Source organism: Natronomonas sp., assembly GCF_028274965.1.
Lineage (GTDB): Archaea > Halobacteriota > Halobacteria > Halobacteriales > Haloarculaceae > Natronomonas.
On record NZ_JAQCNO010000048.1, the window covers coordinates 16091 to 25869 of the forward strand.

Below are 9779 nucleotides of genomic sequence, written 5' to 3' on the forward strand. Positions count from 1 at the left end.
CGTATGTCAGAGACGGTCGCGTTCGTCGGCGCGGTCGGCGGCGGGGGCACGACCCGGCTGACGCTCGCGTGTGCGGAGTTGCTTGCGCGCAGCGGCCGCGACGTTGCGGTCCTCGACGCCGCCTACGGGACACAGGGGCTCGCCGACCGGGTGTCGGGCCGGATCGATCCGGACATGACGCGGCTGTGCGTGGACGACACGCCGCTCGAATCCGGCCTCATCGAGCGGTCGGTGACGGCCGACAGCGGCGGTCGACTCGCGGTCTGTCCGGCTCGCGCGCCGTTTTGCCGCGTTGCGGAGGCAAAGGCCCCCGAGGCCGCCGAGCGGTTCGGGGCGCGGATCGACGAGGCGGCGCGGCGGTTCGGGTACGTCCTGATCGATACGCCGCCCATCGCGGCCAACCAGGCGGTCGCGGCCGCCGCGGGCGCGGATCTCGTCGCGGTCGTCTGTGACGGCGCTCGGGCGGCGTCGGCCGTCCCCCGAACGATCGACCGGCTGGCCGACATCGGGGTCGACGAGTCCGTGACGGTCCTCACGCGTACGACGGGACACCCCGATGCCGACGTGACCGTTCCGGATCTCGGGGAGGAGCCGCCGGTCGTCGGCGGCGAGACGGGTCGGAACGCCGTCCGCGACGTGGTCGAGACGACGGTGGGCGTCTCGATCGAACGCGAGTCGACAGAGGGGATCCTCCCGGACGTCCCGTTCAGATAAGCCCGTCGAGGCCGTCCCTGGCGTCGGCCAGCGGGTCCTCGTCGTCCGGAACCGACGCCGTCTCCGCGACGGCCGTCTCCGCGCCGTCGATCGGATCGTGCGTCCTGACGTACACCGCGAGGGCGAACTCCGTCTCGCCGAGTCCCGAGAGCGTCCGCGCCTCCGTTCTCGGGAGTTCGCCGGCGAGAAAGTCGTCTACGACCCGGGCGGCCGTCGGTGTGAGCGGATCGATCGGTTCGCCGAGCAAAAACAGCGTCTTCGCCGCCGTCGTCTCGGGGACCGACGCGACCGCGGCCGCGCGACCGACGGACGCGCCCTCGACGTACGCCTCGAAAAGCGTCGCCGCGGCGTCCGGCGAACAGGGCAGTCGCTCGTCGAAGGGTTCGAGTCGGTCGGCGAGCGGTGTTCCCGTCTCGTCCGCGGTGGCGACCCCGCGTTCGCGCTGTTCGGCGGTCACCTCGATGCCCGCTGCGATCTCCGAGAGCGCCATGCCGTGGGCTGCGTCCCCGTGGTTTATAAAATCTTTCTCGACGCGAAAAATACCGGACGAGAACGGACTCGAGCGTACCGGTTACCGGTACGCTTCGGGCCGCGTTTCGCCTGCGCTCTCCCCGTTTCCGTTCCGCCTTCAAGTACCATCGAGGCGAAGTTTCGCACGTGATGAGCACGACGACACAGCGGGTCTGCCCCGAGTGCGGTGGCCGTCTGAAACGTACCGGCGTCGAAACCGTCTGTGACGAGTGCGGGCTCGTGGTCGCGGAGGACGAGCTCGATCGCGGCCCCGAGTGGCGCTCGTTTGCCGACGACCGGAACGATCCCGAGCGCTGCGGCGCGCCGCTTACCCGGTCGCGTCACGACCGCGGGCTCTCGACTGAGATCGGCCGTTCGACGCGTCTCACGGGGCGCAAGCGCCGGCAGGTCGCCCGCATGCGCCGACAGCACAGCCGGGCGCAGATCGGCTCGAAGCGGGAGCGAAACCAGGTGCACGGCTTCACCGAGATCCGGCGGCTGACCGGGCAGCTCGAGCTCCCGGACGACCTCCGGGAGCGGGCCTGCGTCCTCTTCGAGTCCGCACAGACCGAGGACCTCCTCCGGGGGCGCTGTATCGAGGGGTTCGCCGCGGCGGCGGTGTACGCGGTCTGTCGGACCGTCTCCGTCTCGCGCACGCTCGGGGAGATCGTCGCCGTTGCGAGCGCCGACGAGGACGAACTGAAGGTCGCATACGGCGCGTTGAACCGCGAGTTGGGGCTACAGATCGGGCCGATCGCCCCCGCGGAGTACCTCGCGCGCTTCGCCTCGGAGCTGGACGTCCCGAACGCGATCGAGCGCCGCGCGAGACGGCTCGCGACCGACGCCCACGAGTCCGGGACGACGGTCGGACGGAACCCAAGCGGCGTCGCTGCCGCGTGTCTCTACACCGCCGCTCGCAGCGCCGGGCACGAACTCACACAGCAGGCCGCGGCGGATGTCGCCGACGTCTCCGCCGTCACGGTGCGGAACACCTACCAGGACCTCCGGGACTGATCGGCGGGCGCCGTTGTGCTCCGGCGGGCGGTCGCGACGGTTCGGCGGCTACGAGCGATCGCCCTCGGCGCCGTCCTCCGCGAGGGTCACGAACGCGCTCGTCGGCACGTCGACGGCGTCGAGTCGCTCGCACAGCCCGTCCGGAACGGTCGAGAGCCGGGCCGCGATCCGCCGGTCCCGATCGATCTCCCCGGCGAGCGTCTCGACCGCCGAAAGCCCCCCGACGGCGGCGACGGCGTCGGCGGCGGCCGTCAGGTCCTCGGCGTCGGCCAGCGTCTCGGCGGTCTCGAGGCGGCGCTCCATCCGCCCGAGCCAGGCCTCGACCGCCGACGGGCGGTCCGTCGGGCGGCGCTCGCTGTGGACGATCCGGATCGGGGCGCGATCGACGACGGCGGGGGTCGCAAACCCGATTGGCGTCGATCCGGCGGCTGCCTCGAGTGTCACGCTACCGTCGTCCCACTCGCCGACCACGGTGCCGTCGACCCGCGGCGGCCAGACGGTGCCGTCGACGTCGGTTTCGAGGCGAACCGAGCACGGGCGGTCGGATTCGAGGACGGCCTCGACGAACGTCACCGGGTCGCTCCGGACGGTTTCGATGGACAGGTTCGGCACGCGGTGTGTGCCCGCCCGATCGATTATAAACAGGCGGTCGGGTGGCGGCCGAGTGACGGCGGGCGATCAGATCCGGTACACGGGCGCTTCGAGCCATCGCTCGGCCGCGTCGCGGCCCTCGAAGCGGCGGCAGGCGAGCGTCACCGGCGTCTCGACGCGGCCGGCGCGAACGAGTGCGAGCGCGGCCGAGACCGCGTCGGCCGCCTCGAACGACGCCGGGGTCCGCGAGGGGAGCGCCCCGAGGGCCCGCCGGACAGCAGGCCCAACGGCGTCGACGAGTTCCGCTCGGGCCGCGCGTCGGTCGTTCTCGAGGCGGTCCTGCAGCCGCAGTCGCCGGTCCCGGTCGTCCCGGGCGGCCCGGGCGCGCTCGCGTGCCGATTCGAGCGCCTCCGTCGCGGCGGCGTGTTCGGTCTCGGCCTCCGAGAGCGCGCCGAGCGCCGACCGGTAGTCGTCTCTGAGAGAGCCGTCGTCGGCCTCCTGAAGCCGGCCCCTGATCGTCGCGACGCGTTCGCGCTCGGCGTCGAGATCGGCGGCCGTCTCGGCGACTCGCCGCCGGGCGTCGGCGCGGGAGGGGACCGGTTCGGCGAGCGTTCGCAGTTCCGCCTCGGTCGCGCGGATCCGCTCGTCGACGCCCGTCGTCACGCCGATCGATCGGGCCGCGGCGGCGAGGGCTCTGCGGCGCGACAGCGACAGTCCGGGGGCGACGACGGCCACGTGGGGGTAGAGCCTCACAGCTCCCGCGCCCGCAACGCGTCGGGGACCGGGTGCGGGCGGTCGATCGCGAACTTCGCGTACGGGACGTTCCGGTTCGATCGCTCCTCGTATGCCCGCGCGGCCTCCCGGACCGCCTCGGGGACGTCCCGGAACTCGTTGAACGGGGCGGTCCGCTCGAGTTGGACGTCGTCGGGGTGTTTCTCGCGGAGGCGCAACCCGAGGAACGCGCCGTGTTCGGTCGGTTCGAGCAGTGCCGCCCGCCCGAGCCGGCGGACGACGCTTCCGTCGTGGGTCCGACAGACGTTCCGGAGGGAGTTCCGCGCGGCCCGTGAGTACGTGACGACCAGCAGCACGCCCGATTTTTGAGCGAAGCGATATATTAAAATTAACCCTCAATCGATCGGTTCGACCGTCGGTGCGACGGCGCCGGTGATCGACTCGACCCGATCGCGGGCGTCCCGCTCGGAGCTCGCGAGCACGACCGTCCCGTCGCCCGAGCGGTACGCCGAGAGGTCGCCGTCGAACTCCGTCGCGAACGTCCGGACGGCCGCGCGGATGCGCCGCTCACAGCCCGCCAGGTCCGTCTCGCCGGCCTCGAGTTCCGACAGCGCCGATTCGACCCGTCGGAGGGTTGCGATCCGGTCCATCTCAGATGTTCCGGATGTAGCCGTTCTGCGGCTCGTAGAGGTCGCCGCGCTTTTTCAGCTCGGAGACCCGGTGTTCGACCTTCGACTCCTCGATCCCGGCCTCGGCGGCCCGCTCGACGATGCGTTCCATCGGCGCGCCCGGTTCGTCCTCGTACTCCTCTTGGAGCTCCTCGATGATGTTCCGGAGCGTCTTCGCGCGGTCCCGCTGGCTCTTCGATTGGCCGGTCTCGACGACGTCGGCGTCGAACTCGCCGGTCTCGGGGTCGACGCCGATGTCCTGAAGACAGGAACGGACGATCTCGATGACCCGCTCGGCGTCGTCGCTGTCGATGGTGTCAGAAAGCCGCATCCGCGCCGAGGCCTCCGCGAGCCGCACGAGCGCCTCGAGCTTCCTGGCCGTCACCGGGACGGGGGCGTCCTCGCCTTGGCCCTTCGCGCGCAGGTCGACGTAAAAATCGCGGATCTGCGCCTTGGCCTCCTCGGTCATCATGGGGTAGCAGTTCCGCTTGGCGTAGGCGATGTACTTCCGGAGGAGTTCGGCGTCGATCTCCGGTTCGACGTTGCCGGTCACGTTGTCGACCTCCTCGGCGGTGACGTTCGATGTCGTCGTGTTCTCGCGGTGGGTGTGCAACTCGCCGGCGTAGTTCGTCTCGATGATGTGCTCGGCGAGGTCGGCGTCCTCCTCGGCGTCGGGCTGGTCGGTGACGGTGAAGATCAGATCGAACCGCGAGATAAGCGCCGGCTCCAGGTCGATCTGTTCGCCGATGGGCTCGTACTGGTCGAACCGGCCGTACTTCGGGTTGGCCGCGCCCAGGAGCGAACACCGGGATTTCAGCGTCGCATTGATCCCTGCCTTGGATATCGAGATGGACTGCTGTTCGAGCGCCTCGTGCATCGCCGAGCGGTCCTCCGGGCGCATCTTGTCCAGTTCGTCGACGGCCGCGATGCCCTGGTCGGCGAGGACGAGCGCGCCGGCCTCGAGCGTCCACTGCTGGCCGTCGCCGAAGTCGTCCCTGACGGCGGCGGCGGTGAGCCCGGCGCTCGAAGAGCCCTTGCCGGAGGTGTAGACGGACCTCGGAGCCAGGTTGCGAACGTACTGCAGGAGCTTCGATTTTCCGGTTCCGGGGTCGCCTATCAGGAGCATGTGCAGATCCCCCCGCGTCCGGGACCCGTCGGGCAGGTGCTTTGTCACCCCGGAGAACAGCTGCATGATGATGGCGAGTTTCTCCTGTTCGTACCCGTAGATCGAGGGCGCCATCGAGCCGACCATCCGATCGTAGACGTTCGGCTCGTTCGAGAGCTCGATGATGCGCTTTTTGTCCTCGTCGGTGATGTCCATGTCCTCGAACTGCTCGTCCTCGATCTCGACGGAGATCCCGTCCATGTACACGTCGAAGACGGGCGATTTCTCCTGGTTCGACCCCTGTTGGTCGAGATGGAGGATCCCGGTGACGCGGACGTGATCGCCGGCGGTCACGTGGCCGGTGATGTCGTCGTCGATGTGGACGTCGATGCTCTGGGGCGTCTCGCCGCCGCGGAGCCCCTCCGGCGACTCCTGGACGCGGATCTTCTGTGCGTCGAGGAACTCCGATTGGTCGAAGTTGATGTCGAAGGGGCCCTGTCGCTCACAGCCCTGGCACTCGTGGGGCTCGTGGAACTCGCCGGAGGTCTGGGGGATGCGGGTCAGCGTGCCGCAGCGCTGGCACTCGAAGGCCGCCTCGGTGATCTTCGGTCTGACGTCGGTCGCCTTCCGGATGATGCCCGTCACCTCGACGAGTTCGCCGCGGTGACGCGCGCGGATGTCCCGGATCCCGGTCGTCGTCTGGAGCCCCCGCACCCGGACGTGGGCCTGTCCCAGTTTCACGTCGACCGGGAGGTCGTAGAGCCGAAGCGCCTCCTCGGCGTACTCGCGCATCTGGTCCGGTTGGGCGATGAAGTCGTCGGCGACGTCCGAGTCGAACCGGTAGAGGTCGCCCCACTCGACGTACAGCGAGCGCTTCTCGTTGGGGTACTTCTGGGCGAGTTGGCCGATCTCGTTGCGGTAGTAGTCCCGGTAGAACTGCTCGAACTTGTCGATTATCTCCGTGTCCTCCGCGCGAGCCATCTGAGTACCACGTCTTGACGCGGGACCGAATAAGAACTTTCGCACCCGGGCTCGGTCGGCGTCGCGTCGACCGCGGCGCTCTTGACGCTCGAGGGCGTTCGTGGAGGCATGACATCCCGGCGTCGTCGCGCGGTCCGTGGATCGCTCGTCGAACGCGGCTACGACGTCTCCGAACGCGACGGGAGACTCCTCGCCGACCCGACGGCGGGAGCCGACCCGATCGGCGTTCCGGGGGCGCTTCTCGTCGTCGAGGCGGGCCCCGACCCGACCGCGCTGCTCGAGGCGGTCGGCTCGGCGGCGGCCGCCGACCGGACGGCGCTCGTCGTTTCGGGGGCCGAGACGGCGGGGGCGATCAGGCGGACGCTGACCGATCCGCCCGGGCTGGCCGCCCGAACGGAGCGAACGAGGACGTTCTACAACGCGCCCGACCGACTGCCCGCCGGCCAGAAGGGTCTGGCGTGCTGTCGCGCGGACGCGACGCCAGTCTGGCGCGAGGAGCCGATGGAGGGCGTGACCGGCGAGGGGACGCGGTACGTCCTCTACGCCGACGGCGATCCGGTCACCGCCTTCGAGAGCGTCGCGGCGCTTTCCTGCCCGTCGGCGGCCGCCTTCGAGTACGCCTACCGCCGGGGCGACGACGGGCGCTTCCGCGTCGAGAAGCTCCGGAGCGGCCGGACGGTCGGCCGGTTCGTCTCGGTCCGGGAACTGAAAGCGAACGCCTACCGTCCGGTTCCGGTCCCGCTCGTGCCGGAGGACGTCGTCGAGGGGTACCTGCCGGAGGCCTGGGCGCTCGCGGTCGTCGAGGACGACCGCGTCGTCTCGATTGAGGGGGCCTGAGGGACGCGACGGCGTCGCCGAAAAGTGCGGGGTCGTCACTCACGGGTCGTCGCGTCTCTCGCCGTCGCTCGGCCATTCAGACATGGGATCGCCCGGATTCGAACCGGGGTCCACAGCACCCAAGGCTGCGAGTATAGCCAAGCTAACCCACGATCCCTCGGGGGATCCTACCCCGGCCACGCGTGAAAGCGTTTCGCTCCCGGCCCAAAGGGATTTAGCGGGCCTCACCGAAGGCCGCCCATGGTAGCGACACTCGAAATCGGCCTGTTGGTGGCCGCGTTGGCGCTTCTGTTCGGCGCGTACGTGGTGCTCAAAGCGATCAAGCCGCTCGTCGTCAACGCCATCGTGGGGGTGATCGTCCTGGTGATCGCGAGTTTCCTCGGAGTCGGCGTCGAGATCACGCCGGTCGCGGTGCTCGTCTGCGCCGTCGGGGGGATCCCCGGGGCGCTTCTGGTCATCCTGCTTGCTTTTAGTGGCATTGCCTTCGCCGGGGTCGCCGTTCCGGTCGGCGTCTTGGCGCTCGTCTGATCGCCGGGAGATCACTCCTCCTCGCCGAGTTCGATCTCGGCGACGAGTTCGGCGGGGTCGGCCCCAGAGCGGATCGCATCGAGCATCGCGAACGCTTCGTTCGGCGCCAGGAAGTGCTCGGTGACGACCCGGCCGAGCGGCGTCGGCTCGAACCCCTCGATGAAGCCGTACTCGAGGAGTTTGCCGACCGCGTGTTTCGTCGGGACGTCGCCGACCATCCGGTCGTTGAGCCGCTTTGCCCCCTTGCCGGCGACGGTGATGTTCGCGAGCGTCTCCTCGATCGCCGCGGTCTCGTCGTACCGCGTGACGACCGGTTCCATCTCGCCTTTCAGGAGCATGAACGCGACCTCGTCCTCGGACATCTCCATGGAGTTGTGGTAGGCGCCGTCCGGTTCGACGAGCAGGTACACGGTTCCGAGGTCGTGGTAGTCCGGGCGGCCCGCCCGCCCGAGCATCTGCTCGAACTCCTGGACGGAGAGCCACTCGATGCCCATCGCCAGCGAGTCGAAGATCACCTGCGAGGCGGGGAAATCGACGCCGGCCGCGAGCGCCGCCGTGGTGACGACACAGGCGATCTCCTGGTCGCCGAAGCGCCGTTCGACGCGCTTTCGCTCGCCGTAATCCAGGCCGGCGTGGTACGGCGCCGAGTCGTAGCTGAGCCGCCGCGAGATCTCGTGACAGCGCCGGCGGGAGTTGGTGAAGACGATCGTCTGCCCCCGGTAGCCCTTCGAGGACGTCGCGTCGAAGGCCCGCCGGACGAGCGTGTCCTCGATGTCGATCTTCTCGGTGCCGTCAGCGAAGGTGACGTGGCGCTCGATCGGGACGGGTCGCTCCTCGAACTCGATGAGCTGCGCGCCGAGGCTGTCCGCGAGGTCGGCGGCGTTGCCGACGGTCGCCGAGAGGTACACCCACTGCGTGTCGCAGCCGTTCGTCTCGCAGTAGTGTTTCAGCCGCGAGACGAGGCCGTCGAGGCGGTGGCCGCGCTCGTCGGCCCCGAGGTTGTGGACCTCGTCGATGACGACCGTTCCGATGTCCCCGAGGTCCTTGCCGGTCCGGAGGGCGTGGTCGATCCCCTCGTAGGTGCCGACGATGACGTCGGCGTCGGGATCGAAGCGGGTGCCGTCGTCGCGGATGCGGGAGGCCCCGACGCGGATCGTCACGTCGAGCGCGTCGCCGTAGTCCTCGCGGAAGTCCTCGTGTTTCTGGTTCGCGAGCGCGACGAGGGGGACCAGAAACAGCATCTTCCCCTCGCCGCGGAGGGCGCGATCGACGCCGGCGAGCTCGCCGACGAGCGTCTTGCCGGTCGCGGTCGCGCTGACGACGAGTTGGTCCCGTCCCTCTAAGAGTCCGTTCCGGACGGCGAGACTCTGGACCGGCAAGAGCGTATCGAACGCCCCAAGTCTGGTCTTCAACGCGTCGTGGACGTCGAGGTCCTCTAAGGGGACGAGATCGATCTCGTCGGTCGTCGCGCTGATCTCGTCGAACTTCGTCAGCTCCGGATCGAGCTGTCCGGACAGCAGGTTGATGACGCGTTCGAGGTCGCCGACCTCCAAGAGGAGCTCCTCGAGGCGGTCGCGGGCCCCCGATCGGAGCCCCCGGTAGCCCGCCTCCCGTTCGAGTTCCCGCGTTGCGCAGTCCGGGCAGATGAACTCCCCGTCGGCCTCGATCGCCGTCTCCGTGGTCAGCGGTGAGTACCGACCCTTGTTCGCGCAGTACCGGCAGGTCCGGACCTGCTTCGCGCCGAGTTGGTACGCCCCGAGCATCGACTCGAGATCCCGGCGGCCCCCGGGGGCGGTCTGCTCGGAGATCCGGATCCGCGAGGCGCGGCGGGCCATCTCGACGAACTGCTCCGGGCGGCGGGGAACGTCGTCGTCGCCGTCCTTGACGCGGAACCGCCCCGGGCGCGGCCCGGCGTCGGTCCGTTTCAACTCGAGCCGACCGCGGAGCAACCGCTCGCCGTCGCGTCGGACGACGACCGCGTACTCGTCGCCGGACTCGTGTAAGAACAGCGTTCCCACGTCGGCGACCTGCTTCGACACGTCACCGGGTAGTGTGCCGGAGTATTTCAGCGGTTCGGCTCCGGGGGACGGGGAGCGAAC

11 protein-coding genes and 1 tRNA gene are annotated in these 9779 nt (G+C 69.6%); 4 read left to right on the top strand and 8 right to left on the bottom strand.

Annotation, left to right across the window (positions count from 1 at the left end; genetic code table 11):
* Positions 1 to 3 precede the first annotated feature (3 nt).
* A complete protein-coding gene (locus Q0916_RS06235) occupies positions 4 to 714 on the top strand; it encodes a ParA family protein (RefSeq protein ID WP_299235811.1) in 711 nt (236 codons plus the stop codon).
* On the opposite strand, the gene Q0916_RS06240 is transcribed toward Q0916_RS06235, so the two are convergent.
* On the bottom strand, positions 707 to 1204 hold the full coding sequence (locus tag Q0916_RS06240) for a hypothetical protein (protein WP_299235814.1): 498 nt from the start codon (positions 1202 to 1204) through the stop codon (positions 707 to 709). The genes Q0916_RS06235 and Q0916_RS06240 overlap by 8 nt on opposite strands.
* Positions 1205 to 1374: 170 nt before the next feature.
* Here Q0916_RS06240 and Q0916_RS06245 point away from each other — a divergent pair, with 170 nt between their 5' ends.
* On the top strand, positions 1375 to 2238 hold the full coding sequence (locus Q0916_RS06245) for a transcription initiation factor IIB (protein ID WP_299235815.1): 864 nt from the start codon (positions 1375 to 1377) through the stop codon (positions 2236 to 2238).
* Positions 2239 to 2286: 48 nt separating this feature from the next.
* Here the strand turns inward: Q0916_RS06245 and Q0916_RS06250 are convergent, their stop codons facing one another.
* From Q0916_RS06250 to Q0916_RS06270, 5 genes are all read right to left on the bottom strand, one after another.
* Positions 2287 to 2850, bottom strand: coding sequence for a hypothetical protein (locus Q0916_RS06250; protein ID WP_299235817.1), 564 nt, complete (start codon positions 2848 to 2850; stop codon positions 2287 to 2289).
* Positions 2851 to 2916: 66 nt separating this feature from the next.
* Positions 2917 to 3582 carry a hypothetical protein gene (locus Q0916_RS06255; protein ID WP_299235819.1) on the bottom strand — a complete coding sequence of 222 codons (666 nt, stop codon included), beginning with the start codon at positions 3580 to 3582 and terminating at the stop codon, positions 2917 to 2919.
* A complete protein-coding gene (locus tag Q0916_RS06260) occupies positions 3579 to 3917 on the bottom strand; it encodes a hypothetical protein (protein WP_299235820.1) in 339 nt (112 codons plus the stop codon). The genes Q0916_RS06255 and Q0916_RS06260 overlap by 4 nt, the downstream gene beginning before the upstream one ends.
* A 39-nt stretch (positions 3918 to 3956) precedes the next feature.
* Positions 3957 to 4211 carry a hypothetical protein gene (locus tag Q0916_RS06265; RefSeq protein ID WP_299235821.1) on the bottom strand — a complete coding sequence of 85 codons (255 nt, stop codon included), beginning with the start codon at positions 4209 to 4211 and terminating at the stop codon, positions 3957 to 3959.
* A 1-nt stretch (position 4212) separates the two neighbouring features.
* On the bottom strand, positions 4213 to 6315 hold the full coding sequence (locus Q0916_RS06270) for a minichromosome maintenance protein MCM (RefSeq protein WP_299235822.1): 2103 nt from the start codon (positions 6313 to 6315) through the stop codon (positions 4213 to 4215).
* A 108-nt stretch (positions 6316 to 6423) separates the two neighbouring features.
* On the opposite strand from Q0916_RS06270, the gene Q0916_RS06275 reads away from it, so the two are divergent.
* Positions 6424 to 7152 (top strand): hypothetical protein, encoded by a 729-nt coding sequence (locus Q0916_RS06275; protein ID WP_299235823.1) that lies wholly within the window; start codon positions 6424 to 6426, stop codon positions 7150 to 7152.
* An 83-nt stretch (positions 7153 to 7235) separates the two neighbouring features.
* Here the strand turns inward: Q0916_RS06275 and Q0916_RS06280 are convergent.
* A tRNA-Pro gene (locus Q0916_RS06280) sits at positions 7236 to 7309 on the bottom strand.
* An 83-nt stretch (positions 7310 to 7392) separates the two neighbouring features.
* Between Q0916_RS06280 and Q0916_RS06285 the strand changes: the two genes are divergently transcribed.
* A complete protein-coding gene (locus Q0916_RS06285) occupies positions 7393 to 7680 on the top strand; it encodes a pro-sigmaK processing inhibitor BofA family protein (RefSeq protein ID WP_299235825.1) in 288 nt (95 codons plus the stop codon).
* 11 nt (positions 7681 to 7691) lie between these two features.
* Here the strand turns inward: Q0916_RS06285 and Q0916_RS06290 are convergent, their stop codons facing one another.
* Complete coding sequence (locus Q0916_RS06290) at positions 7692 to 9719, bottom strand: DEAD/DEAH box helicase (RefSeq protein WP_299235827.1); 2028 nt, start codon at positions 9717 to 9719, stop codon at positions 7692 to 7694.
* Positions 9720 to 9779: the final 60 nt, after the last annotated feature.

Bases quoted from the DNA above. Each gene is read 5' to 3' on its own strand.
- Q0916_RS06235 (WP_299235811.1), top strand. From the start codon at position 4: ATGTCAGAGACGGTCGCGTTCGTCGGCGCGGTCGGCGGCGGGGGCACG.
- Q0916_RS06240 (WP_299235814.1), bottom strand. From the start codon at position 1,204: ATGGCGCTCTCGGAGATCGCAGCGGGCATCGAGGTGACCGCCGAACAG.
- Q0916_RS06245 (WP_299235815.1), top strand. From the start codon at position 1,375: ATGAGCACGACGACACAGCGGGTCTGCCCCGAGTGCGGTGGCCGTCTG.
- Q0916_RS06265 (WP_299235821.1), bottom strand. From the start codon at position 4,211: ATGGACCGGATCGCAACCCTCCGACGGGTCGAATCGGCGCTGTCGGAA.
- Q0916_RS06270 (WP_299235822.1), bottom strand. From the start codon at position 6,315: ATGGCTCGCGCGGAGGACACGGAGATAATCGACAAGTTCGAGCAGTTC.
- Q0916_RS06275 (WP_299235823.1), top strand. From the start codon at position 6,424: ATGACATCCCGGCGTCGTCGCGCGGTCCGTGGATCGCTCGTCGAACGC.
- Q0916_RS06285 (WP_299235825.1), top strand. From the start codon at position 7,393: ATGGTAGCGACACTCGAAATCGGCCTGTTGGTGGCCGCGTTGGCGCTT.